The organism is Rhodomicrobium sp. R_RK_3, from assembly GCF_002198715.1.
Taxonomy (GTDB): domain Bacteria; phylum Pseudomonadota; class Alphaproteobacteria; order Rhizobiales; family Rhodomicrobiaceae; genus R-RK-3.
Genome location: NZ_MWLK01000026.1, coordinates 1 through 22614 on the forward strand (window position 1 = coordinate 1; position 22614 = coordinate 22614).

At 65.2% G+C, this 22614-nt stretch carries 21 protein-coding genes and 1 pseudogene; 11 read left to right on the forward strand and 11 right to left on the reverse strand.

The annotated features are described in order from the left end of the window. From BLEFHOIH_RS14375 to hemC, 4 genes are all read right to left on the reverse strand, one after another. Positions 1-1650, reverse strand: a 1650-nt coding sequence (locus tag BLEFHOIH_RS14375) for a heme biosynthesis HemY N-terminal domain-containing protein (protein WP_088346621.1), incomplete at its 3' end; no start/stop codon positions are given. After that, positions 1650-2957: a mitofilin family membrane protein gene (locus BLEFHOIH_RS14380; protein ID WP_088346623.1), complete on the reverse strand. Its 1308-nt coding sequence runs from the start codon at positions 2955-2957 to the stop codon at positions 1650-1652. The genes BLEFHOIH_RS14380 and BLEFHOIH_RS14375, both read right to left, overlap by 1 nt. A gap of 116 nt (positions 2958-3073) precedes the next feature. Further along, positions 3074-3796 carry a uroporphyrinogen-III synthase gene (locus tag BLEFHOIH_RS14385; protein WP_088346625.1) on the reverse strand — a complete coding sequence of 241 codons (723 nt, stop codon included), beginning with the start codon at positions 3794-3796 and terminating at the stop codon, positions 3074-3076. Continuing rightward, positions 3796-4740 carry a hydroxymethylbilane synthase gene (hemC, locus tag BLEFHOIH_RS14390; RefSeq protein ID WP_088346627.1) on the reverse strand — a complete coding sequence of 315 codons (945 nt, stop codon included), beginning with the start codon at positions 4738-4740 and terminating at the stop codon, positions 3796-3798. The genes BLEFHOIH_RS14385 and hemC overlap by 1 nt, the downstream gene beginning before the upstream one ends. 144 nt (positions 4741-4884) lie before the next feature. On the opposite strand from hemC, the gene tsaD reads away from it, so the two are divergent. Continuing rightward, the gene (tsaD, locus tag BLEFHOIH_RS14395; RefSeq protein ID WP_088346845.1) at positions 4885-5955 is read left to right on the forward strand and encodes a tRNA (adenosine(37)-N6)-threonylcarbamoyltransferase complex transferase subunit TsaD; all 1071 of its coding nucleotides are present in this window, start codon (positions 4885-4887) and stop codon (positions 5953-5955) included. 215 nt (positions 5956-6170) lie between these two features. Then, positions 6171-7229, forward strand: a complete 1059-nt coding sequence (locus tag BLEFHOIH_RS14400; RefSeq protein ID WP_088346629.1) for an NAD(P)H-dependent glycerol-3-phosphate dehydrogenase — start codon at positions 6171-6173, stop codon at positions 7227-7229. On the opposite strand, the gene BLEFHOIH_RS14405 is transcribed toward BLEFHOIH_RS14400, so the two are convergent. Continuing rightward, the gene (locus BLEFHOIH_RS14405) at positions 7150-7950 is read right to left on the reverse strand and encodes a methyltransferase (RefSeq protein ID WP_170937163.1); all 801 of its coding nucleotides are present in this window, start codon (positions 7948-7950) and stop codon (positions 7150-7152) included. The two genes, BLEFHOIH_RS14400 and BLEFHOIH_RS14405, sit on opposite strands and share 80 nt — an antisense overlap. A gap of 207 nt (positions 7951-8157) precedes the next feature. On the opposite strand from BLEFHOIH_RS14405, the gene BLEFHOIH_RS26700 reads away from it, so the two are divergent. The 3 genes from BLEFHOIH_RS26700 (at position 8158) to BLEFHOIH_RS14420 (ending at position 9808) form a co-directional block, all read left to right on the forward strand. After that, positions 8158-8472 carry a hypothetical protein gene (locus BLEFHOIH_RS26700; RefSeq protein ID WP_170937164.1) on the forward strand — a complete coding sequence of 105 codons (315 nt, stop codon included), beginning with the start codon at positions 8158-8160 and terminating at the stop codon, positions 8470-8472. A 398-nt stretch (positions 8473-8870) separates the two neighbouring features. Then, positions 8871-9257 carry a DUF2794 domain-containing protein gene (locus BLEFHOIH_RS14415; protein WP_088346635.1) on the forward strand — a complete coding sequence of 129 codons (387 nt, stop codon included), beginning with the start codon at positions 8871-8873 and terminating at the stop codon, positions 9255-9257. A gap of 113 nt (positions 9258-9370) precedes the next feature. After that, positions 9371-9808: a VOC family protein gene (locus BLEFHOIH_RS14420; protein WP_088346637.1), complete on the forward strand. Its 438-nt coding sequence runs from the start codon at positions 9371-9373 to the stop codon at positions 9806-9808. Between the two features lie 192 nt (positions 9809-10000). Here BLEFHOIH_RS14420 and BLEFHOIH_RS14425 read toward each other — a convergent pair whose 3' ends face one another. Next, a complete protein-coding gene (locus BLEFHOIH_RS14425; protein ID WP_088346639.1) occupies positions 10001-10750 on the reverse strand; it encodes a 2OG-Fe(II) oxygenase in 750 nt (249 codons plus the stop codon). Then, the gene (gene ada, locus BLEFHOIH_RS14430) at positions 10747-11805 is read right to left on the reverse strand and encodes a bifunctional DNA-binding transcriptional regulator/O6-methylguanine-DNA methyltransferase Ada (RefSeq protein WP_088346641.1); all 1059 of its coding nucleotides are present in this window, start codon (positions 11803-11805) and stop codon (positions 10747-10749) included. The genes BLEFHOIH_RS14425 and ada overlap by 4 nt, the downstream gene beginning before the upstream one ends. A gap of 264 nt (positions 11806-12069) precedes the next feature. On the opposite strand from ada, the pseudogene BLEFHOIH_RS14435 reads away from it, so the two are divergent. The 4 genes and pseudogenes from BLEFHOIH_RS14435 (at position 12070) to BLEFHOIH_RS14445 (ending at position 14805) form a co-directional block, all read left to right on the forward strand. Next, positions 12070-13034 (forward strand): annotated as a pseudogene (locus BLEFHOIH_RS14435) (IS1595 family transposase). A 32-nt stretch (positions 13035-13066) separates the two neighbouring features. Next, on the forward strand, positions 13067-13549 hold the full coding sequence (locus BLEFHOIH_RS26250) for a hypothetical protein (RefSeq protein ID WP_125461716.1): 483 nt from the start codon (positions 13067-13069) through the stop codon (positions 13547-13549). Then, a complete protein-coding gene (locus BLEFHOIH_RS14440) occupies positions 13546-14328 on the forward strand; it encodes a DUF1828 domain-containing protein (RefSeq protein ID WP_088346643.1) in 783 nt (260 codons plus the stop codon). Before BLEFHOIH_RS26250 ends, BLEFHOIH_RS14440 begins: the two co-directional genes overlap by 4 nt. A 294-nt stretch (positions 14329-14622) precedes the next feature. Beyond that, positions 14623-14805, forward strand: a complete 183-nt coding sequence (locus BLEFHOIH_RS14445; RefSeq protein ID WP_088346645.1) for a hypothetical protein — start codon at positions 14623-14625, stop codon at positions 14803-14805. Here the strand turns inward: BLEFHOIH_RS14445 and BLEFHOIH_RS14450 are convergent. Then, positions 14800-15333, reverse strand: a complete 534-nt coding sequence (locus tag BLEFHOIH_RS14450) for a hypothetical protein (RefSeq protein ID WP_125461717.1) — start codon at positions 15331-15333, stop codon at positions 14800-14802. The genes BLEFHOIH_RS14445 and BLEFHOIH_RS14450 overlap by 6 nt on opposite strands. Before the next feature lie 601 nt (positions 15334-15934). Between BLEFHOIH_RS14450 and BLEFHOIH_RS27015 the strand changes: the two genes are divergently transcribed. Beyond that, positions 15935-17080, forward strand: coding sequence for a murein L,D-transpeptidase family protein (locus BLEFHOIH_RS27015; RefSeq protein WP_245297013.1), 1146 nt, complete (start codon positions 15935-15937; stop codon positions 17078-17080). An 89-nt stretch (positions 17081-17169) separates the two neighbouring features. Here the strand turns inward: BLEFHOIH_RS27015 and BLEFHOIH_RS14460 are convergent, their stop codons facing one another. The 3 genes from BLEFHOIH_RS14460 to BLEFHOIH_RS14470 form a co-directional block, all read right to left on the reverse strand. Next, a complete protein-coding gene (locus tag BLEFHOIH_RS14460; RefSeq protein ID WP_088346650.1) occupies positions 17170-17799 on the reverse strand; it encodes a glutathione S-transferase family protein in 630 nt (209 codons plus the stop codon). A gap of 69 nt (positions 17800-17868) precedes the next feature. Next, entirely contained in the window at positions 17869-19452 is a 1584-nt protein-coding gene (locus tag BLEFHOIH_RS14465; RefSeq protein ID WP_088346652.1) for a cisplatin damage response ATP-dependent DNA ligase, read from the reverse strand. A 44-nt stretch (positions 19453-19496) separates the two neighbouring features. Next, positions 19497-20969 (reverse strand): 1-acyl-sn-glycerol-3-phosphate acyltransferase, encoded by a 1473-nt coding sequence (locus tag BLEFHOIH_RS14470; RefSeq protein ID WP_088346846.1) that lies wholly within the window; start codon positions 20967-20969, stop codon positions 19497-19499. A 162-nt stretch (positions 20970-21131) separates the two neighbouring features. Between BLEFHOIH_RS14470 and BLEFHOIH_RS14475 the strand changes: the two genes are divergently transcribed. Further along, a complete protein-coding gene (locus BLEFHOIH_RS14475; RefSeq protein ID WP_210191849.1) occupies positions 21132-22595 on the forward strand; it encodes a hypothetical protein in 1464 nt (487 codons plus the stop codon). The last annotated feature ends 19 nt before the right edge of the window (positions 22596-22614 follow it).

Genomic DNA, 22614 nt, shown 5'->3' on the forward strand with positions numbered 1-22614 from the left:
GGCCGGCACCACGGCGGCAGGGGACGGGTTGACGCGGACAAGCGGTTCGGCAGGGGCGACGGCGGGCGCAGCCTTGACCGGCGCCGGCGCGGGGGCGGGCGCGGCGTCGCGAATAAAGGCGGAGCTCGCAGGCTTCTCCGGCGCGGGCGCCGGCTTCGGCTCGGGCTTCTTCTCAACCGGTGCGGCGGCGGCCGGTTTGGGGCCGCGATCCTCGGCGGTGACGGTGATGGTCAGCGGCTCACCGGGCGTGGAGGCGGGCGCATCGCCGCGTCCGGGACTGGCGTCGGATAGCTTCCGCGCAACGGCCTCCAGCTCGATGCCGAGCGCCGAGACTTCCTCGAACAGCGCGTCGGACTGGCCGAGCTTGGACTGGTCCGGCGGCACGCGCCATTCGAAGGCGTCCAGCGCGCCGGTGACCGGCGAGATCGGCTGCCATTCGGCCGAGGCGACGCCATCGGCGATCCAGGCGGCGTCGCGCGGCGCACGCACGGCGCGGGCCAGCCATTCGCGGACGCGGCCGGCATCGCGCTTCTCGCCGCCCTCGATGCGAGCCATCAGGGCGCAGACGCGGGCGGTCGGGTTCTTGGCCAGGAGCGGTTGCAGCGCCTCGCGGGCCTCTTCCCATTCGCGCGCATCGACGGCGGCCGAGGCCAGCGCGACGCGGGCTTCCGGATGATCCGGCGTCAGCACGATCAGCGACTTGATGCGGCCGAGGCGGTCGCGCGGGGAATCGCCGGGGCGGGCATAGGCGTAGCCGAGGGCGAGGTCCGGGTGCGGCGTATATTGCCAGGTGCGCGCGAGCACGCGGGCGGCCTTATAGGCATTGCCCTGTCCCGCCATGATGCGGCCCGCGATGACGGCGGCCGGCACGAAATCCGGCGCGATGCGGTGGGCCTCCATGGCCAGCTCGGCGGCGCGGCTGGCGTCCGTCGGCTCCAGATCCTGGGCCTGGGCGGTCAGCAGCACGGCGCGGCGCCGATCGAGCGTCCGTCGGTCGAGATGGCGGTTGTTGCGGGCGACGCTCAGCGTCTCCAGCGCGCCCTGCCAGTTGCGCGAGCGGCATTGCATGTCGAACAGCGCATGGACCGGCCAGGGCAGGGCCGGGTTGAGCGTCATGGCGCGCGAGGCGAATTGCCGGGCGGCCTCCATCTGGCCTTCGCGGCTGGCTTCGAGGAACAGGCCGCGCAACCCGAGCAGGCGGGTCTCGGCGTGATCCGCCATCGCCTCGAAAATGCGCTGGGCGGTGCGCCGGTCGCCGCTGAGCTGGGCGGACTGGGCGCGCAGCAATTCGGTCAGCGGCTCCTTCGGCAGCGCGCGGCGGGCCTCGATGGCGTAGCGCGCGGCGGTCGCCTCGTCACCCGCGCCGACGGCGAAGATGCCCTTGCGCAGCGCGGTGTAGCCGCGCGCGATGCGGCGGCGCTTCATATGGCGGCGCAGGCGGCTCGGACCGGAGAGCACCCGGCCGAAGAAGTTGAACACGAACAGCATCAGGCCGATGCCGATGATCGAGGCGACCGCCACCCAGAACAGCGGCACGTCGATCTGATAGCTGAGCCAGTTGATCGACAATTCGCCCGGACGGTCGGCGAACCAGGCGAGACCGAAGGCCAGCGCGGCGAGCAGAAGCAGATAGATCAGCGCCCGAATCATCAGCCACCCCTTTTGGCTTGCTCTTCGCCGCCAAGCGCGGTGAGTAGTCTTGCCTCGACGCGCGCCAGGGCCTCGTCGGTCGCCTGCTTGGCTTTCAGCTCGCCGAGCCAGCGCACCATCGCGGTCGCCGCGGGACCTTGCAGCCGGCCCGATTCTTCGATCGCCGAGGGCAGGTCGCCGGTTGCGAGCCGGTGCTCGATGCGGGCGAGGATGGCGCGGGTGTCGTCGCCGGGCACGTCGCCCTTGCGGCGGACGCGGATGAAGGATTTGGCCTTCGACCAGAGGCTGCTGGCGAAGGAATCGTCGGCGGGCTGGTTTTCGGCGTCGATGGCGGCGTTGGCGGAGGCGTTGAAGGCGGATTGGAGCTGTTCGAGGCTGCGCACGCCTTCGTCGCGGCGCGACTCCAGCGTGCTGAGGTCGAGCGGCACCGGCGTCATGTCGGCGACGGACTGCAATTCGGCGGCGAAGGGGCGGCCCTCGTCGGCGGCGCGGCGCAGATTATAGAGCGCGACGGCGAGGGCGGTGGCCTTGCCGTTGGTCTGCACTTCGCTTTGCGCCTTGACGACGCTGCCGAGCCGCGCTTCGAGTTCGGCGATGCGGGCGTTCAGCGGATCGAGCGAATGCTGGACGGAATCCTGCACGGCGTCGGGCGAGATGCCCGGGGCGGCCGCAGGGCGCCCTTCGATGCGGCCGATGCGTTCGTTGAGGGCGGCGAGGTCGTTCTTCAGGCCGTTGGTCTGGCTGCCGGAGCTGAGCTGCTCGGTGCGGGCCGCAGTGTCATTCAGCCGGCCCTCGATGGCGGCAAGGCGGGCGCGCAGCATCTGCGCGTCGTCGGCGGTGAAGGGCGCCGGGGCATTGTTGGCGGCGAAGGCGAAATAGGCGACGATCAGCGCCAGCAGCGCGCCGAGCGCGCCCGAGGCCATATGGCTGGCGAAAGCATGGCCGCCGGTCTCGGCAGGATGCGGCGGCAGGTCCTCGGCCGGTGCGTCATGCCGGAGATAATCCGGCCGCTCTGCGCGCGGCGCGGCCGGCTCGGGGGCGCTCGCCGTCTCGCTGGCACCAGCCGCTTCGGCAGCGTCCGGAGCCTCGTCCGCGCTTGCCGCTTCGAGCGGGCTCGCGGCCTCTGGATCGCCCGGCGTCTCGTCCAGGCTGGCGGCTTGAGCGCCGCCCGCCGTCTCGGCCGCGTCCGCGCTGGGATTGTCCCTGGCCGGAATTTCCTCCGCTTGCAGGTCGAGCGTGGCGTGCGGACGCCGCTCGTTGCCTGCGTTCACCGGATCGTCCCTTTCCGGTCCGTTATTGCCTGTCATGGCCTCATACTCCCCGCAGGCCCCCAATGCCACGGGGCCCGATCCTCGCGCGCCACCATAGGATGGCAAATGTTAACGTTTGCCAAGCGCTTCCTTGGTATCGGCGAGATCCGCAATTAGGCTGCGACCGGGCCGATTAGCTGCATCAATTCGGCTTCCGTTGGACGACGGGAAACGGCAACCGTCAACCCGTTGATTTTACTAAGAGCGCCCGCAATCGCATCCGAGTAACAATAACATCTTATTGCCCGGACTTCCCGCTCTAGGTCAAACCCCTTAACAATCCTTATAAAATTCGCCGCACCGCGCGGTGACATCAAAATCACGCCGTCGACGCCGCTGCGCAGATCGCCGGCGAAACGTGCCGCGGCGGCCTCACCGGGCTCGCGGGATTCATAGACGATGAGACGCGTCACGGCGAAGCCGAGCTGGGCGAGCGGGGCTTCGAGATCGAAGGCGAGATGGGCACCGGTGAGATAGAGCAGCGGCCCGGCTTGCGGCCGCAAGGACTGGGCGATCAGCGGCACCAGATCCTTGGCGGTGCCCTCGCCGGTGACGGTGTGGGCAAAGCCGTGTTCGCGTGCGCCGTCGGCCGTGCCCTCGCCGACGCAATACGCGGGCAGACTTTTCGCCGCCTCGAACGCCGCATTCCGGCTCAGGCCGCGCAGCGCGTTGCGGCTGGTCAGGATGAGCGCCTGCACGCCGTCCAGCGCAATCGGCGGCAGCGCCGGATAGTCGATCTGCAGCAGCGGATGGATCACCGGCTGATGGCCGAGCGCCGCGAGCCGCGCGGCCTGCAGCTCGGCATCCTCGCCGGACCGCGTGACGATGATGCGCATCAGGCGACCTTGCGCAGGAAATCCGGTCCGGCCGCCTGCAGCAATTCGCGCGCGGCATCGACGCCCATTTCGGCGCCGTCGCCGGCCGCGCCCTCGCGCTCGGTCTGGTAGGAGCGGCTGCCGTCGGGCAGGAGGATCTGGCCGCGGAAGCGCAACGTTCCGCCATCCAGCGTCGCGAGGCCCGCGATGGGCGTGCGGCAGGAGCCGTCGAGCTCGGCGAGGAAGGCGCGCTCGGCCTCGACGCAGAGGCTGGTTTCGCCGTCATGCAGCGGGGCCAGATAGCGCAGCATGGTCTCGTCGCCGATGCGGGTCTCGACGCCGATAGCGCCCTGCGCGACCGCCGGCAGCATCTCGTCGGTTTCGATCAGCGCGGTGACGCGGTCCTCGAGGCCGAGCCGGCGCAGGCCCGCATAGGCGAGCAGGGTGGCGTCGGCGACGTTCTCGTCGAGCTTGCGCAGCCGCGTGTCGACATTGCCGCGATAGTTGATGATCTTGAGGTCCGGGCGCAGCCGCTTCACCTGCGCATGGCGGCGCAGCGATGACGTGCCGAGCACCGCGCCCTTGGCGAGGGCGGAGAGGCTGGCCGCCTTCGGGCTGATGAAAGCATCGCGGACGTCTTCGCGCGGCAGGAAGCAGGAGATCTCCAGCCCGTCGGGCAGCTTGGTCGGCATGTCCTTCATGGAATGCACGGCAAGGTCGATCTCGGAGGCGCTCAGCGCTTCCTCGATTTCCTTGGTGAAAAGCCCCTTGCCGCCAAATTCGGACAGCGGCTTTTCCGTAATCATGTCGCCGCTGGTCTTGATGATGACGATGTCGAAATCGTCGGGCGTAAGGTTATGGGCGTCGATCAGCCGGTCCCGAAGCTGGTAGGCTTGGGCCAGCGCAAGCTTGCTGCCCCGAGTGCCGATGCGGATGAGGGCTTGCGTTTTCGGTTCGCTTTGCATGACTTATCCTTGGCCGCGCGTGATTGTGGGCTTATTGTCCCCATGAAGTGGCGGCAACTATGACCGCGGCGCGGGATTTGCTCCGCCAGATTTACAATGCCCTCCAGTTTTAAGCCACGCAAAATGAAAAGCTCCAACAGCCCGCTGACCGTCCTGGGCATCGAGACCAGTTGCGACGAGACCGGCGTGGCGGTGATCGAGCGGCATGCGGACGGTTCGGGCGCCATTCGCGTCAATCTGGTGCGCTCGCAATTGCGCGAGCATGCCGAATATGGCGGCGTGGTGCCGGAGATCGCAGCGCGCGCCCATGTCGAGGCGCTGGACGGCATGATCGCGGCGGCGATGCGCGAGGCGGGGCTTGGCTTTGCCGACCTGTCCGCCATTGCCGTGACGGCCGGTCCGGGGCTGATCGGCGGCCTCTTGGTCGGCGCGGTGACGGCGAAGGCGATCGGGCTGGTGCACAAGCTGCCGGTGATCCCGGTCAACCATCTCGAAGGCCATGCCCTGACGGTCGGGCTGACGGAGGGCGTCGCGCCGCCCTATTTGCTGCTGCTGGTGTCGGGCGGGCATACGCAGCTTCTGGCCGTCAACGGTGTCGGCGACTACCGGCGGCTCGGCACGACGCTCGACGATGCGCTCGGCGAGGCGTTCGACAAGACGGCCAAGCTCCTGGGCCTCGGCTTTCCCGGCGGCCCCGAAGTGGAGCGCTGGGCCGTGGGCGGCGATCCCCGCCGTTTCGCGCTGCCGCGCCCGATGCTCGGACGCCCCGAGCCGCATTTCTCCTTCTCCGGGCTGAAAACGGCGCTGCGCCTCGAGGCCAAGCGGCTGGAGCCCTTGCGCGAGCAGGACATCCGTGATTTATGCGCGTCCTTCGAAGAGGCCATAGCCCAATCGGTAATCGACCGGATAACCACCGCCATGGCAATCTATATAAAGCAGACACCCGAAGGCGCGCCGCTGCGTCTGGTTGCGGCCGGCGGGGTCGCGGCGAATATGCGGCTGCGCGCGGCGATGGCGGGCGTCGCCGCTCAGGCTGGGTTCAGCTTGCATGTGCCACCGATCGCGCTTTGCGGCGACAATGCCGCCATGATCGCCTGGGCCGGCGCCGAGAGACTGGCGCACGGATTGCCCTTCGAGGCGGATTTTTCGGCCCGGGCGCGCTGGCCGCTGGACGGCGATGCACCCAAAGCCATCGGCGCGGGTGTAAAGGCGTAGGTATCATGGCGTGGGCCGCGCTTGCCGCGCCCCCTCACCCGGTCGCCTTCTTCGCGAGGGGAGAGGGCTAAAAAAGCGGCGTTCGTTCTTCGCCCTCTCCCCTTGCGGGAGAGGCTTCCGCCGCCAGGCGGGTGGGTGAGGGGGAGTGCGCGGCACGAACGTTTGGATTTGGGCGGCTCTTGGAGCCGCGTGAGAGAAGGAATTTGGTGAACGGAATGGCTGACTATCAAAGTGTGGGCATCATCGGTGCGGGCGCCTGGGGAACGGCGCTGGCGATCGCGGCAAGACGGGCCGGGCGCGACGTGGTGCTGTGGGCCTATGAGCGCGAGACGGTCGACGAGATCAATCACGAGCATTCCAACCACATCTATCTGTCCGGCGTCGCGCTCGACCGCGAGATCCGCGCCACGGCGAAGGTCGCCGAAGTCGCCGCCGCCGACCTTTTGCTGATGGTGGTGCCGAGCCAGTTCTTCCGCAGCGTCGCCGATGAATTCGCCCGCCACGTCACTCAGAAGCCGGTCATCATCTGCACCAAGGGTTTTGAGGAGGACACCGGCAAGCTGATGTCCGACGTCGTCGCCGAGGCGCTGCCGGAAGCGCTGCCGGGCGTCCTCGCCGGCCCGAGCTTTGCCAGCGAAATCGCCCGCGGCATGCCCGCCGCGCTGACCCTCGCCACGCCGCAGGAGGTCGTCGGCCTGCGCGTCGCCAATGCGCTCGGCGCGCGCTCGCTGCGGCTCTACTGGTCGGACGACATGCTCGGCGCGCAGCTCGGCGGCGCGGTGAAGAACGTGCTCGCCATCGCCGCCGGCATCGTCGCCGGGCGCGGCCTCGGCAGCAATGCGCAGGCCGGCCTCATCACACGGGGCTTTGCCGAGCTGATGCGCTTCGGCACGGCGATGGGCGCCAAGCCCGAAACGCTGATGGGCCTCTCCGGCCTCGGCGACCTCATCCTCACCTGCTCCAGCGAACAGTCGCGCAACATGTCGCTCGGCAAGGCGCTCGGCGAGGGCAAGTCGCCGAATGACGTGCTCGGCGCCCGCAAATCGGTGAGCGAAGGCGCGCATTCCGCCGCCGCCGCCGTCGCCCGCGCCAAGACGCTTGGCATCGAGCTGCCGATCTGCGAGGCCGTGCGCGCCATCCTGGCCGGCGAGGCCGATGTGGACGAAGCCATCGCCTCGGTTTTGTCCCGCCCGTTCAGGGGCGAGGCCGACCGGCTGGCTGTTGCGCCCGCCCCTGCCGCCAGGACTCGTAGGCCGGCCCGAAATTCCGGCTGAGGTCGCGCTCCTCATAGCGCATGGCGACCAGGATATAGAGCGTGAAGCCCGCCGCCATCAGCGCGTGGCCGACCGTCATGTGCGGCGTCATCCAGACGCCGAGCAGGAAGCCGACATACATCGGGTGGCGCATCGAGTCATACAGCCAGTTGGTCTTCAGGCTCAGCTCGGGCGCCGGCCTGTTCTGGGACCAGGCCCAGGCCTGACGCAGGCCGAGCAGCTCGAAAATGTTGAAGCTGATGCCCGAGGCAAGCAGCAGCAGCCAGCCGAGGCCGAACGCCACCCAGAGCGCGGTCGCGGCCGGCAGCGGCGCTTCCCACAGCACGATCGGGATCGGCTGCCAGAACAGCATCATGATGAAGCCGACGGCGCTCGCGGCCATGACATAGGTCGAGCGCTCCAGCCCCTTCGGCACGGTGCGCGTCCACCAGGCCTTGAAGCCCGGCCGCGCCATCAGCGAATGCTGCAACCCGAAGAGAGCAACGAGGGCAAGATCCACCAATGCCGCCGCGAAGGGGGGCAGGGTCGGGCCAGTGTCCACGGTGGTCGCGAGCCATGGCGCGGAGAGTTTCGGTAAATTTCCAAGGAACAGGACGTAATGGGTGAAGAAGGCGAAGGTCGCGACGAAGGCGGCGACGCCGTAGGCAAGCCCCGCGATCCGGGCGATGCTGCCGCGCGCGGGACTGCGCGGAACTCTATTGTGCAAAAATACCACTCTCATATGAAAATCCTCCCAGCTCTCCCAAAAGCAACTGGCAAGGTGTTGAGGATGTTCCCGCGCCTTGCGGCCAAAAGCCGTCTGGAGTATCTTGCCGCCATGACCTATGCCCCTTGCATCATCGGCGGACATCGAATTAGCGGCCCGGTAGCCTGAGGGCGCCGGGAGCTCCGTTCTCTCATTCGATTCCGATCTCGCAAGGATTGCCAAATGTCTGCGTCGACAGCGCCGCTTGCCCAAGCGGCCAGCCTGACCGCCACGCCTCCCGAGGCCGCGGCCAAAACCTATTTTTTCCTCACCGGCGAAAGCGCTTACGACCTCCTGCCACGCGTGCTGATCCCCTTCACCAAGCTGGGGCTGGTGCCCTACCGCGTGCATGCCTCGACGGAGCAGGGCGCCGGCGAGGAGATGTCGATCGAGCTGCGCTTTTTCGGCCTCACGGCGGCGGCTTCGGAAACGCTCGCCGCGCGCTGCCGCGCCATCATCGGCATCCGCACGGTGATGACGGTCGCCGAGGCCGGCTGAGGCCCGGCCAAAGAAAAAGGCGAGCCCTGTAAGGCTCGCCTGAGGATCACACTTTTGGGGAACACCGTTGCCTCAAGCCCCGACCAGAGGAAAGTCCCCGGGGGGCGGGGGCTTGTACCGATGCCTCGGGACAAATGCGACCGGGGCGTTGAGGCAACTGTCTACATTTTAATGATCAATAAGGCACCGCGAAGGGCAAACTGGGGCACTTTCGTGATTGTTGTTGCGCCGCTGCTCAACCAGAGCGTGGCCTTCCGCACTTCCTGGAAATTGTGCGGTGCGGCGCGCAAGGCGCGGGCGCATAAGGGGTTTTTTCTTGGGATGAAGCGGCCATCTAGGACTTGATCTTTCCACGGACCGCCTTGATGATACGGAATCTGGAAAGATCGGGAGGCGCGATGAGCGATATCGAACCCATAGTTTTTCGCCCTGCTGGAGAGGGATTTGTCCAGCCGGGCTTGGCGCTCACCCACGGGCGGCCGCATTATATCAGCTTCAACCGCGCCGAATTGAACCAACTGCTTTCGGTTTACGGCCGGCAGGTCGCGGAAGGCGAATGGCGCGATTACGCCATCGACATGCTGCGCGACCGCGCGGTGTTTTCCGTTTTCCGCCGCACCGCCGAGGCCCCGCTCTACCGCATCGAGAAGAACCCGAAACTCGCGCGCAAGCAGGGCGCCTATAGCGTCATCGCCGCCACCGGGCTGATCCTAAAGCGCGGCCATGAGCTTTGCCGCGTGCTGCGCGTCTTCGACCGGGCAAAGCTCGAACTCGTCAAGCTCTAGCGTCCCGCGCCTCCCGCCCGCCGCCGAGGCCCTTCGCGCGGGCCGGCGGGCCTTGCACCCATTTGCCGTCTGGATTGCGCCGATGCGAGGCATTAGGATGCCTTCAGGGGAAAATGCGTAGCGGGGACGAGCAGATGCGGGCGCCGGGGACCTTCCTGTGGAACGAGCTTCTGACCAACGACGCCGAGGGCGCGTCGGCCTTTTATTCGCAGCTTTTCGGCTGGCAGTCGTTCAATCCCGACGGGCTTGAGGACCGCGCCGTCCCGGAGCCGGAGAAAAGCGGGCCGCCGCACACGATCTGGATGATGGGTTTTACCCAGATCGGCAGCATGCGCGGGCTGCCCGAGGCGCATCAGGCGCGCTCGCCGGTCTGGATGCCGTTCATTACCGTCAATGATGTCGATGAATCCGCCCGGCAGGCGCGGGAACTCGGCGGCAGCGTACTGGAGGAGCCCTTCAACGTCCCCAATACCGGCCGCTTCGCCATCCTCCTCGATCCGCAAGGCGCGGTCTTCGGCGTCGGCAAGCCATTCCTGTCGGAGGCGCGATAAAAAACGCCAGCGGCGAACCGCTGGCGTAAAAAGGAGGAAGGCTTATGGGAGGAGGAAGAATAGCCTTCTGTCGATAGGCCGAAGATGATTGTTCCTACCGCAGCGCACAATGAGGGGTTTTGCATAGGCACCATGCCATTTTGCATAGATCCCAATATCTTACCTTTTGTATTGCATTCATCTCCGCCAGCATCACGCCGCATCGTGGAAGATGATTCCGAGCGTGAACCGGCGTCCAGACCGCAGACGGCTGACGCCATGGCGCATATTTGTGCGATAGACCCCGCGCGCGCCCGCAACCGGACGATGATGCACCGGAAAGATTACGCCCTCGCCCTGGCCGAGCGTCACCACTTCGGCGCGGCTCTGCATGCGCGGGCGCTGCTCGGTCAGCACGAATTCACCGCCCGAGAAATCTCGCCCCGGCGCCGAGAGCAGAATGGCGATCTGCAATGGGAAGACGTGCTCTCCATAAACATCCTGATGCAGGCAATTATAATCGCCCGCCTCGTATTTCAGTATCAGCGGCGTCGGCCTCGTCTGCCCCGCCGCATGGCAGCGCGCGAGGAAGGCGGCGTGGCTCGCCGGAAAGCGGGTTGCGACGCCGAGCCGTTCGTTCCAGCCATTGGCAATGGCGGCGAGCGGCGGGTAGAGCGCCGTCCGCGCCGAGCCGATAAGATCGGGCAGCGGCGCGGCGTAATATTGATATTCGCCGCGTCCAAACCCATGCCGCGCCATGATGATGCGGCTGCGATAGAGCGCGGGCTCGTCATAGCGGGCGAGCAGCGCGGCGCAATCCTCGGGTGTGAGCAGCGGCCCGGTGGTCGCCGCGCCATGCAGATCGAGTTCGGCGCCGATGGCGGACCAGTCGAGGCCCGCGATGCGGCCGGCGATTGCGGCGGGCGCCGCGGCAACCTCCTGTTTCGTGGCAAGCTGGCTCATGCCGCCGCCTCGCGCGCGATCAATGCCGCCTTGCGCTCGACGCCCCAGCGATAGCCCGACAGCGCTCCGCCGGTCCGCACGACGCGGTGGCAGGGAATGACCACCGCCAGTTTGTTGCCGGCGCAGGCATTGGCGACCGCGCGCACCGCGCCCGGCGCGCCGATCCTCGCGGCGATCTCGGCATAGGTGGCGGTGCTGCCCGCCGGGATTTCGCTAAGCGCCTGCCACACTTTCTGCTGGAAGGCGGTGCCGCGCACATCGAGCGGCAGGCTCAACCCGCGCGCGGGCGCATCGACGAAGCCGACCACTTCGGCCATCCAGCGTTCGAACGCCGCGTCCGCCCCGACCAAGTCGGCCCTAGGGAAGATCCGCTGCAAATCGTCGATCAGCGCTTGCGGGTCGTCGCCGAACTGGATGGCGCAGAGGCCCTTGGCCGTCGCCGCCACCAGAATGCTGCCGAGCGAACACTCGCCGACGCCGAAGCGGATGGTCTCGCCGGCGCCGCCCTTGGCGAAGCTCCCCGGCCTGACGCCGAGCTGCGGCGCGACGCCTTCATAGAAGCGGCTCGGCGAGCTGTAGCCGGCGGCATAGATCGCCTCGGTGACGCTGGCGCCATCGGCCATTTCGCCGAGCGCGCGCCGGGCGCGGGTGGCCTTGGCGTAGGCGCCTGGGGTAAGGCCGGCAATGTCCTTGAACAGCCGGTGGAAATGATAGCGGCTGATGCCGACTTCGGCCGCGATGGCCGCGAAGTCGATGCGGTCCTCCGCCGCCTCGATCAGCCGGCAGGCTTGTTCGACGGCCTGGGCCTGGCGGTCGGCGAGCGATGCCCCTGTCGGCTTGCAGCGCTTGCAGGCGCGGAACCCGGCTTTGGCGGCCGCGTCATTATCGGCGAAGAAGCGAACATTTTCGACGCGCGGCAGCCTTGCGGCGCAGCTCGGGCGGCAGAACACGCCGGTCGTGACCACGGCGTAGACGAAGCGGCCGTCGAAGCTCTTGTCGCGCTGCTGGACGGCGGTCCAGCGGGTGTCGGTGTCCATGTCCAATAGGGTTGCCATGGCGATTATCCTTTCGGGTGATCGGATCGTTCGCCGAAGATGGGCCATGTCGGACTATGCCGCAGCCCGGCCGTTGCTATCAAACTCCGAATTTCGGATCGTCGCGATGCAGATCCGGGGGGGGGGCTGCGGAAGGCTCGGCGCTTTCCCGCCGGCCAAATTATCCCGCTTTTACGCATGCACGTCCGTTTTTCTTGGCAATTATACGGTTGACAAACCCAGTGTGACATTACATTGATGTCAATGAGTTAGGGGATTCTGGTTATGTCTGTTCTTAATAAGCCTCATTTTCATGATGAAGAAGCAGCGTTTGTGCGCCTTGAGGCTCTGCTTTGGGCCAATGGCCCTGTCTGCCCCCATTGCAGCAACACAGATCGCATTTACGCTCTCAAGGGTGTCCGCAGCAAGCCGAGCAAGAAGAACCCGGAAGGCGTTGTCCGTCACGGCTTGAAAAAGTGCAGCAAGTGCCGCAAGCAGTTTACGGTTCGGGTCGGCACCGTGTTTGAGTCGAGCCACATTCCGCTGCACAAGTGGTTCCAGGCTGCTCACCTTCTTTGCAGCTCGAAGAAGGGCATCAGCTCGCACCAGCTTCACCGCACGCTGGAAATTACCTATGAGGCGGCTTGGTTCATGGCTCACCGTTTGCGCGAGGCCATGCGCTCCGGTGCCATGGCCCCGATGGGCGGCGCTGGCGGCATTGTAGAGGCTTATGAGACCTTCATCGGCGAGAAGAAGGGCGTCAAGTCGAAGGGCGAGAAGAAGGCCGTGGCTATGCTCACAAGCACGCCGTGCTAGCCTTGGTAGAGCGCGGCGGCGAAGTTCGCACCCTTCACGTTGACGATGTGAAGGCTAAGACGCTAGTTCCGATCCTCAAGGCCAACATCGCCCGCGAAGCTCGCGTGATGACGGACGAAGCCGGTCAGTACGTTCACCTGCGCAACGAGTTTGCAGAGCATGGCGTGGTCAGCCATGGCAAGGGCGAAAACGTCCGTGGCGAGATTCACACCAACACGCTGGAAGGCTATTTCAGCATCTTCAAGCGCGGCATGAAGGGCGTTTATCAGCATTGCGCTGAAAAGCATTTGCATAGATATTTGGCTGAATTTGAGTTTAGGTACAATAACAGAGCATCACGCGGCTGCGATGACTCTACACGATTGATTAGGGCTATGCAGGGCGTTCAGGGTAAGAGACTTACCTATCGACGGCCTGATGAAGAAGTAGCCTAAGCTTTAACTACATAGGCGTAAGGGTGGCTTGCGTGAAGCTGGGCGACATAATCCGCGCTCAAAAAACCGATGTAATTATTACCGGCTGGCAGTCAGGGAAAATTGCAAAACGGTTTTTTCCTCTCTCAAGAGCCAAGGGAGGGATAAGCTTAGGTCAAAACTGGTGCTGGCGGGTCGTTACGTTCCGTGCCCTTGGGCACGCCTTTCGAGTGCTGATCAAGCTTAACGAGCAAACAGAATATTTCGCCTCAATATTGGCGATAGATCTAAGTGGCGACAGCGCTATCTTATGTCATCACGAGCTACACACGTCTCACAAAGGCTGGCATTGCCATTATGTAAAAGGTGAGGCGTTGCAAACCTATCCGGGCGTCTGGAGAGACACTCAAAAAATGGTTTCCTGGCCGACATTTGCGCGGGACGAATGTGAGATCACCTTCAATGTTACACGGGCAAACGCCTTGACCATTGCCGCTAGCAGGTATCGTTTTGTTGCTCAAGGCGAGCTCATATGACCCTGAAAGAGCAGATATGCCATGCATTGTGTGAAGGTTTCTCGGTTCGAGTGGTGCCGCTCGGTTACGCTGTGAAGTCGCCTTTTCGCTGGGTGTCCGGCGACAATCTGGTTTTCTACGTCAGATCTGAAGGCGGGCGTGTCCGCCTTGAGGATGATGGTGCAACAATCGCTGAGCTGGAGGGAATTGGTGTAGATTTCTCGTCTGATACGAGACTAGAGCAGTTGGATTCATTGCTAAAACAGCACAATATTCTATTTAACCAAAATAGTATTCTGTTTCACACTGAATGGTGCGAAGAATCTGAAGTGGCAAAACTGGTTCCACAGTTTTTATCGTTCCTGAATCGCATTCAAGATCTTCAGATGTTAAACCGCGATACGGTTCGAAATACGTTCAAGGATGATGTATTTCTTGCTTTGCGTGATCGTCTGGGAGACGATGCGCAGGTCGAAAAAAATGAAGTGCCGGTCGGGGCGCTACGTGACTACAAAGCGGACGTCGTTGTGCGGCACAAATCAGGGCGTGTTGCTGCAATTTTTGCGGTTTCGAACGAACAAAAAGCTTTAGAAGCAATCCTTTTCTCGAAGGAGCTTGAGTTAAACAAAGTTGAAAACGTAATTCCATTTCTGATTTACGAAGACACTAATCCGGTTCGCATCAACAAAAGAACTCAGTCGCGTGCTCTTAATAGTGATCTGGAACTGGCTGTCTGGGACGAAGGACGCTCCGGAGCGATAGATAAGGTTGTAAGGCATGTCTCAACACAAGCCGCATAATCAGCATGAACGGTTCGTAAGGGCTGCTCGCGAGCTAGGCTGCGACAACAGCGAAGAAGCCGTTGACGAGTTGATGAAGCGCGTAGCGTCCTCGCCACCGCCGCGGAAGGACGAGAAACCAAACCGAGCTAGTAAGGGTAGCGGCGGAGCCAAGATGGCAAGGCCAACCAAAGCAAAGAGTCGCTGAACCTCGTTATCGGCGTCCCCTTTCAACCCCGGTCATTCAGCCGGGGATTTTCGTGCCCGGAACCCATTGGCAAAAAATGCATTTTGCCAAGATGGGATGTTAATCGGATGGAGGCAGAAGTGCCGGACGCAACGGAAGCCGTACTGCAGGCCTATCTTCAGGAACTTGCAGAGCTCTCTCATCGATACGGATTAGGCATTGCAGGAGACGCCGAACTTTTCATTCTCGAAGATGAGGACGGGTCCAGATCGTATCGGCTGGACGAAAAGAGCCACCTGACGTTTTCATGACATCAATTTGACGCTCAACCCGGAGTTTGGCTTCGCCAGACCGAGAGCAGCATCTACGCCCGGTTTCTCTCTCAGGTCGTTGAGCAAGCCCGTCGCTAGGATAGGATTGCCAACCAGCATCTCGGATTCCGAGCGCGGATCAGCCGAGTGTCGTCCACGATAGATCAAGACATTGTCATGCCCGGCCTCAATGGCACGGACACAGATAGCCCGGATATAGAACCTGTTGAACTCGCCTTCCGCCATAGTAGTGTTCGCGGTGACGGGCACGTCAGCCATCGTAAAGCCGCCTTTCGGCTTTCTTCGCTGAACTTGACGCAATAGACGTCCGTCAAGGCGAAGGTGTTGAGCAAGCCAGTCATCATCGTGAAGCTGCGCGGCCTCTTTAAGAAGGTTCGGCCAATCTGCCTTCCCGATATCGGTCAGGTAGTTGCTTAGGTAGAGCGTGCCTTGCTCAATATCATTTTGGATCTCAAGAACCATAGAGGCCCGAGTGATATCGTCTAAGTTTTCGTACCGAATGCCCATGACGGACTCCATCTTTCGTTGCCTGACGGGAGTCAGCAATGAGTCGATGGGTTTGTCAAACGGACAATCGCCTTTTTCTTGTCATCCAAGCCTTCGCGGCGACGACAAAAGGTGTGGGGCTAAAGGGGATTGCCTTAGATAGACATGGGTGGGAGCGCGGCAGCGCGAGCCGACCTCGAGGCACCTCCCGTACCCGGCGAACCGCCGTTGCAAGTGCGGTGCTTCCAGATCCCGCTTTCAAGGCAGCCCGCCCGCCCGCCAGCCCTCGGCGGGTCGAAGACACTAGCCGGAGGGCGTTTAAAGCCTCTTAAGGTTGAGCGCACTGCTGACACATAACGTCGCGCGCGAGCCGAAATCGCCAAGCTGGTCAAAAAGCCGCCGTTTTTTCCCAGGTTTATGATACCGCTTGCGAATCAGCCGTCAGCGTCCTGTTATGGGTCGTAGTTAACTTAATTTAAACACGATGAGTCGATCTTCTCGGCGCGTGCAAGGGGCACATGACATGTCCGTGAAAATCGTTATTCGGTTTGCGTTGCTTGCTGCGACCGCTGTCTTGCTCGGCGGGTGTCCTTTCGGTGGCAGCACCGATGTCTTGCCGGCCTTGAAGCAGCTCTCTCCCGAGACACAGGCTTTGCTCGCCAAAAGCGGCATGACGCAGGAGTCGCCGATCTTCGTGCGCATCTTCAAGGAAGAGTCGCAGCTCGAGATCTGGAAGGAAAAGCCGGACAAGCGCTTCTACCTGTTCAAGACCTACCCGATCTGCACCTTCTCCGGCGAACTCGGACCGAAGGTCGCGACCGGCGACAAGCAGTCGCCCGAGGGCTTCTACACCATCACGCCGGGCCAGATGAACCCGAACAGCCAGTTCCATCTGGCCTGGAACATGGGTTTCCCGAACGCCTATGACAAAGCCAATGGCCGCACCGGCAGCGCGCTGATGGTGCATGGCGATTGCCGGTCCGCCGGCTGCTACGCCATGACCGACGCGCTGATCGAGGAGATTTACGCGCTTGCCCGCGAATCCTTCGCCGGCGGCCAGACCAAGTTCCAGGTCCATGCCTTCCCGTTCCGCATGACCGACGAGAACATGAAGCGCCACCGCGAGAGCAAGTGGATCAGCTTCTGGCGGACGCTGAAGACCGGCTATGACGATTTCGAAATTTCGCGCATTCCGCCGAAGGTCTCGGTCTGCTCGCGCAACTATCTGGTCAACGCCAATTTCATCGGCTTCGAGGGCGTGCCCGATCCGTCCGCCGATTGCCCGGCCTATCGCCGCGCGCCGATCGAGCCGTTCAATCCGTTCGCCAACCAGGTCATGGCCAGCAACGCGCCGGCCTCCTCGCCGGTAACGACGCAAGCGAGCCGCCTCGCCTCCTACGCGCCCGCCGCGACGCCCGCGCCGAAGCCTCAGACGGCGGCAGGCGCACCGCAGCGCGCCGCCGCGTCGCAGCCGACGGCGGCGATCCCGGCGCAGCCGGCAGCGTCGGCATGGACCGCGCCCGCCCAGCCCGCGCCCCGTGGCGGCGGCAATGAGGCGAGCGGCGTCTCGCTGGCCGGCGCCGTGACCGCGCCGTTCCCCCCCCGGCCGGTCGTCGCGCAACAGCAGCAGCAGCAGCAGACGGCGGCGACGCTCAATGCCGAGGAACCGCAGGCCGCGCCCGAGAAAAAGCCCGGCGAGCCCGAGGTCACGCGCGGCATGCATAATGTGGTCGAATCCAGCAAATCCGACATGATGCCGGCGCGCTGACGCCTGATCCGCGAACGGCTCCCGGTCCGGCCTGACGGCCGCCCGGGTGTTTGCGGACGGCCGTTATTTCCGCCTAAACCGATGCCGCTTTACGGCTTGCCGTTCCGGCCATGCGCCAGATAGGCCGGGCGCTCGCTGAGGCGCTCGTAATAGGCGGCCACGGCGGGGAATTCCGGCTTGCCCTCGAACGGCGTCGCCATCCAGCGGTTGACTGATAGGCCGATCGCCACGTCGGCGAGCGTGAAATTGGCGCCCGCGATATAGCCGCCCGTGCGCGTGAGCTGCGCCTCGATCATGCCGATCGCCTCCGGCCAGGTTTGAAGCGAGGCGCGGATGACCTCCTCGCCGCCCGGCAGCGGCGCCTTGAAGATAATCGACATCACCGCCCCGCGCGCCCGGTCGGACAGATCGCTGACCTGCCAGTCCATCCAGCGCTCGACTTCGGCGCGGCCCCTCGGGTCGGCGGGGAGCAGGTCGGTGCGGCCGTGCTTGGCGGCCAGATAGCGGGCGATGGTGTTGGATTCGCTGAGGATGAAGCCGTCATCATCGATCACCGGGATGAGGGCCAGCGCGTTGATGGCGAGGAAGGCCGGATTGGTCAGCGGCTTGAAGCCGCGCCCCCAGTCGTCCTCCTGCTCGAACGGGATGCCGATTTCGTCGGCGGCCCACAACACCTTGCGCACATTGATGGAATTGGCGCGGCCATAGATCTTGAGCATCGGACCTCCCGGGTTTTCGTTGCCGAGAGGCTAGAACGCGGCGGCGGCGGCCGCAAGCCTTCGCCCGTCTCAGCCGATCAGCTTTTCGAGAGTCTCCAGCCTGTCCGCTTCGTCGGCCGGCTTGTCCCAGCGGATGCGGTTGATGCGCGGGAAACGCATGGCGACGCCGGATTTATGGCGCGTCGAGGCGTGCACGCTGTCGAAGGCGACCTCGAAGACCAGCGCCTTCTCGACCTCCCGCACCGGCCCGAAACGGTTGACCGTATTGTTGCGGACCCAGCGGTCGAGCAGGCGCAGTTCCTCGTCGGTGAAGCCGAAATAGGCCTTGCCTACCGGCAGCAATTCCTCGTTGCGCCAGAGGCCGAACGTGTAGTCCGAATAAAAACTCGAGCGCTTGCCGCTGCCGCGCTGCGCATACATCAGCACAGCGTCGACGAGCTTCGGGTCGCGCTTCCACTTGTACCACTGGCCTTGCGGACGCGCGGCGACATAGGGGCCGGATTTGCGCTTCAGCATCAGCCCCTCGACGAAGACGCCGCCGAGTTCCGGCGCGGCGGCGCGCAAAGCTGTCAGCGCTTCGGGACCGTCGAAAGGGAGCGGCTGGGCCAGGTCCATGGCGCGCGGCTGCGTCTCGATATACCAGCGGTCAAGATGGGCGCGGCGCTCGGTGAGCGGCAGGGCGCGCAGGTCGAGATCCTCGATCCGCAGCGCGTCGTAGAGCACGAGATGGGCGGGCGCGTCGGCAATCAGCTTGGCGCTGGGCGTCTTGCGGTTGAGGCGCTGCTGCAAATCGTTGAAGGAGGCGACTTCGCCGTCTTTGCGGATGACGAGTTCCCCATCCAGCACGGCATGAAAGTCGATGCCGTCGAGCAGATCGGGGAAGGCGGCGCTGACATCGTCGCCGGTGCGCGAGAACAGCCCCTTGCCCGCCGGCAGGCTGACGAGTTGCACGCGGATGCCGTCATATTTCCACTCGGCCTGAAACTCCTCGGGCGTGATGAGGCCGATATCGGCGTCGTCGATGGCGTTGGACAGCATCACCGGATGGAACACCACCTGCTCGCTGGTGTCGGGCTTTGGCGCGCGCCCTTCCAGCCAGTCGAACAGATCGGCATAGGGCGGCGTGAGCCCGTGCCAGACCTCCTCCACATCGGCGAGCGGTACGCCGCCATAATCGGCCAGGGTGCGCTTCATGAACCGGGCCGAGATGCCGACGCGGAGGCCCTGCGTGCCGAGCTTCAGCAGCGCCCAGCGCTGCGCGGGCGTCGCGATGTCGAGCAGGGAGGCGAGGTAAACGCGGATCTCGGCTTTGCTGAGCCGGCCGAATTCCGCGATGATCTCGTGCAGCAGGGGCAGCTCGCGCGGCTCGGCGCCGGCTGGCGGCGCGGGCCAGAGATGGGCCACGGTCTCCGACATTTCGCCGACATAGTCGTAGGACATGGCGAACAGCACCGGGTCGGCGCGCTCGACGATCAGGTCGCGGACGATGGCGCGCTTGAACAGGTCGAAGCGCAACTCTCCCGCGATGGCGGCGACTGCCCAGCCGCGGTCCGGGTCGGGGGTGCGGCGGAAATAATCGTGCAGCAGCGCGGCCTTGGCGAGGTTGCTGTGGCTGAAATAGAGGTGGTCGAGCAGGTCGGCGAATGCGCGCATGGCACACAGATAGCGATCCGCGCGGCTGAAGCAAGCCGTGCGCGTTAAACCATGGCCTCCGCAACCGGCGCTGCGGCGGCCCCGATCTCGCGCGGGGCGGGCGGTTTTGCTCCGGCGAGATGGGCGATGGCGTTGGCGTAATAGGCGATCAGCACAGTCTCGGCCGGGTTGATGCGGTAGAGACCGTCTTCCTCCAGGATCAGCCGCCGCAACAGCAGCATCCGGACGCCGACATCGATGGCATATTCCCGGTCTTGGCGCGGAATGTGGATATAGGCGCCCTCGGCCTCGAGCCGCTGCATCAGGTCGTAGACGCGGCCCTTCAGCTCGAAGGCCGTCAGGCGCCGCTCCGGCTCCTCCCGCATCGCCAGCGCGACGAGCGACACCGGCAGAGCGGGCACGGTCTTTCCGAGCTGCCGCATCAGCATACGCCCGAGTCCGGCGATCTCCGCCTCGCGCGCCTCCGGCGTCAGGGTGCGAAGATCGGCATGGCGCTCGGCGAGATAGGCGCGCAGCGAGATCGGCTTGCCGAAACTGACGCAGGCATAGCCGTAGCGGTACCAGCGCCCGCGCGCCATCAGCCAAAAGCTGTTGGCGATGAAGCCAAGGAGCTTGCGCCCGCTGATCTTGAACGCCGCGCGTCCGCCACCCACCGCCCGCGCCGCCGCGCCGGTCAGCAGCCGGTCCTCCAGCACCCGGTCGTAATTCACCCCGACCGGAATGAACACCACATCGCGCGGCCCCCGCGGATCGAACCCGGCGACCATATAGCTGATGAGCCCGAGCTTGGGCTCCTTCAGCGCCCCGTCGAGACTGAGGCCGCCTTCGGGAAACACCGCCTGCACGACGCCCGCCTGCGTCGCCGTCGCGACATAGCGGGCGAGCACGCGGCGGTAGAGCGGATCGCGCGAATTGCGGCGGATGAAATAGGCGCCCATCGAGCGGATCAGCTCGCGCAGCGGCCACACCTGCGCCCATTCGCCGACCGCATAGCTGATCGCCGAGGCGCTGGCCGCAACGTAAGTCACCAGCACATAATCCATGTTCGAGCGGTGGTTGATGACGAACACCACCGAAGCGTCCGGATCGACCTCGCGCAGATCGCCGGTATAGCCGACACGCACCCGGTAGAGCAGTTGCGACAGCCGCCGGGCAAGCCGCGTGCCGACACGGAAATAGGTATAGGCGCTGAAGGAGGGCACGATTTCGCGGGCATAACGCCTGGCCTGGTCCATGGCGACGCTGCGCGGGATGCCGGTTTCCCTGGCGTGCTGCTCGATCGCCTCGATGATGTCGGGGTCGAACAGCAGCCGGTCGACCAGCACCTGGCGGCGGGTCGATTTGAACGGGCGGATGCGCAGATGCAGCCGGGAATTCAGCTCCTCGATGGCGCGGTTGGCGCGGCGGCGCAGCGCCCAGCGCAGGCTCGGGATCAGCAGCCGGTCGAGGATGGCCCAGACCGCGAGGCCCGCCGTCAGTACCGCCAGCCAGAGCGGCAGCGTCACCGTGCTCCCCATGCCCGTTCTCCCCTTGCGCGCGCTCGTCTTCCGGCCGCGCGGCAAAGCGGACTGGATCGGGCGGCTGTTTTGGGGAAAGATAGCACCGCCCTGGGGCGGCCACCAAATGCCGAACGCATTGCCGCGCGCCCGACAGCGCGGCCAGCCTTCGAGGACAAGATGATGACCATGCGCAAGCGGCGGTCCGGCTTGGCGGAACGCGAATTCGTGAAACCGCAGATGCCGGCGCCCGAGCGGCCCCCACGCGGCAATGGCCGCACCGGCGATCCCCTGCGCGCGGCGGCGGGGTGGCTCTGCGGCTGGCCCTGGCTCGATCCGGCCGCCCATTGGGCGCTCAGGCGCTGGTTCTTCCCGCTGTCGCGCCTGTGGGCCGCCGGAACCGTCGCCGAGGGCTCGCCCGAGCGCTTTTACGAGGCCGTCCCCGCCGAGCCGCGCCCGGGCCAGCGCGACCGGCTGGTCCGGCTGCTGGCGCGGCTGGAAGAGGCCCGCGTCCGCGCGGAGGCCGTCGATGCGGCGTGGCACCGCGCCCTGTTCGACGGCATCGGCACCGGCGGCGGCGCGGCCAGCGAGACCGAATGCATGGCGCTGGAGACGGCGCGGCTCGCCGCCCGGCAGGATCACAATGGCTTGCGCCGCCAGTTCCGCTTCCTGATCACCCCGGCAACGCCGCGCGTCAATTTCGACCCGCCGACACCCGCCGAAGTCGATGCCGTCTATGGCGCGGCGCTGGCCGACCCGGCGCCCTATTTCGCCCCACCCGACCCGATGCCGGAGCTGACGCGAACCCGCGCCATCCCGACCGCCAAGGGCCGCGATTTCTGGATCAGCTTCGACAGCCCCTCCGGCCGCCTCGCCGACCGCGTCCATGCCCGCGTCTACGAGCCGGACGGCGTCACCGATCCGCCGACGCTGATCTTCGGCCATGGCATCTGCATCGAGTTCGACCACTGGCGCGGGCTGATCGACGAGGTCGGCGCGCTGCGGGCGCGCGGCATCCGCGTCATCCGGCCGGAAGCGCCCTGGCACGGACGGCGGCGGACGCCCGGTCATTATGGCGGCGAGCGCATGATCTCGACATTCCCGATGGGCAGTCTCGATCTGATGACCGGCGCCGTGCGCGAATGGTCGGTGCTGGCCGATTGGGCGCGCAAGACCTCATCCGGCCCGCTGGCCTTCGGCGGCTCTAGTCTTGGCGCATTGACCGCCCAGCTCGCCGCCGACCGCGCCCGCGACTGGCCCGCCCGCCTGCAACCCGAAGCACTCTTGCTGATCGCCCATTGCGGCACCATCCAGGACGCCGTCCGGCATGGCGACCTGATGCGGATATGGGGCGGCCGCGAAATCGTCGAGGCGAAAGGCTGGCGGCCCGAGCCGCTGGAGGATTATCTGGCGCTGCTGGCGCCGTCGCGCGGCCCCGTGACGCCGCCGGAGCGCATCGTCACCGTGCTCGGCAAGCGCGACCGCGTCACCCCATATGCCAGCGGCGCCGACGCCATCGACCGCTGGCACATCCCCGACGCCAACCGCTTCATCTGGGACCGCGGCCATTTCAGCATCCCGGTCACCATGATGCGCGACCCCGCCCCGCTCGACCGCTTCTGCGCGTTGATGCGCGAGAGCGGGTGAGGCGGGGAGCGGCGCGGTG

Excerpts from the sequence above, each read along its gene's own strand:
- BLEFHOIH_RS14470 (WP_088346846.1), bottom strand. The coding sequence starts at position 20,969 with ATGGGGAGCACGGTGACGCTGCCGCTCTGGCTGGCGGTACTGACGGCG.
- BLEFHOIH_RS14450 (WP_125461717.1), bottom strand. The coding sequence starts at position 15,333 with ATGGGCATTCGGTACGAAAACTTAGACGATATCACTCGGGCCTCTATG.
- BLEFHOIH_RS14385 (WP_088346625.1), bottom strand. The coding sequence starts at position 3,796 with ATGCGCATCATCGTCACGCGGTCCGGCGAGGATGCCGAGCTGCAGGCC.
- BLEFHOIH_RS14445 (WP_088346645.1), top strand. The coding sequence starts at position 14,623 with ATGGAGGCAGAAGTGCCGGACGCAACGGAAGCCGTACTGCAGGCCTAT.
- BLEFHOIH_RS14415 (WP_088346635.1), top strand. The coding sequence starts at position 8,871 with ATGAGCGATATCGAACCCATAGTTTTTCGCCCTGCTGGAGAGGGATTT.
- ada (WP_088346641.1), bottom strand. The coding sequence starts at position 11,805 with ATGGCAACCCTATTGGACATGGACACCGACACCCGCTGGACCGCCGTC.
- BLEFHOIH_RS14405 (WP_170937163.1), bottom strand. The coding sequence starts at position 7,950 with ATGAGAGTGGTATTTTTGCACAATAGAGTTCCGCGCAGTCCCGCGCGC.
- BLEFHOIH_RS14420 (WP_088346637.1), top strand. The coding sequence starts at position 9,371 with ATGCGTAGCGGGGACGAGCAGATGCGGGCGCCGGGGACCTTCCTGTGG.
- BLEFHOIH_RS14460 (WP_088346650.1), bottom strand. The coding sequence starts at position 17,799 with ATGCTCAAGATCTATGGCCGCGCCAATTCCATCAATGTGCGCAAGGTG.
- BLEFHOIH_RS26700 (WP_170937164.1), top strand. The coding sequence starts at position 8,158 with ATGTCTGCGTCGACAGCGCCGCTTGCCCAAGCGGCCAGCCTGACCGCC.
- BLEFHOIH_RS14465 (WP_088346652.1), bottom strand. The coding sequence starts at position 19,452 with ATGCGCGCATTCGCCGACCTGCTCGACCACCTCTATTTCAGCCACAGC.
- BLEFHOIH_RS14400 (WP_088346629.1), top strand. The coding sequence starts at position 6,171 with ATGGCTGACTATCAAAGTGTGGGCATCATCGGTGCGGGCGCCTGGGGA.
- BLEFHOIH_RS14475 (WP_210191849.1), top strand. The coding sequence starts at position 21,132 with ATGACCATGCGCAAGCGGCGGTCCGGCTTGGCGGAACGCGAATTCGTG.
- hemC (WP_088346627.1), bottom strand. The coding sequence starts at position 4,740 with ATGCAAAGCGAACCGAAAACGCAAGCCCTCATCCGCATCGGCACTCGG.
- BLEFHOIH_RS14425 (WP_088346639.1), bottom strand. The coding sequence starts at position 10,750 with ATGAGCCAGCTTGCCACGAAACAGGAGGTTGCCGCGGCGCCCGCCGCA.
- BLEFHOIH_RS14440 (WP_088346643.1), top strand. The coding sequence starts at position 13,546 with ATGACCCTGAAAGAGCAGATATGCCATGCATTGTGTGAAGGTTTCTCG.
- BLEFHOIH_RS14380 (WP_088346623.1), bottom strand. The coding sequence starts at position 2,957 with ATGACAGGCAATAACGGACCGGAAAGGGACGATCCGGTGAACGCAGGC.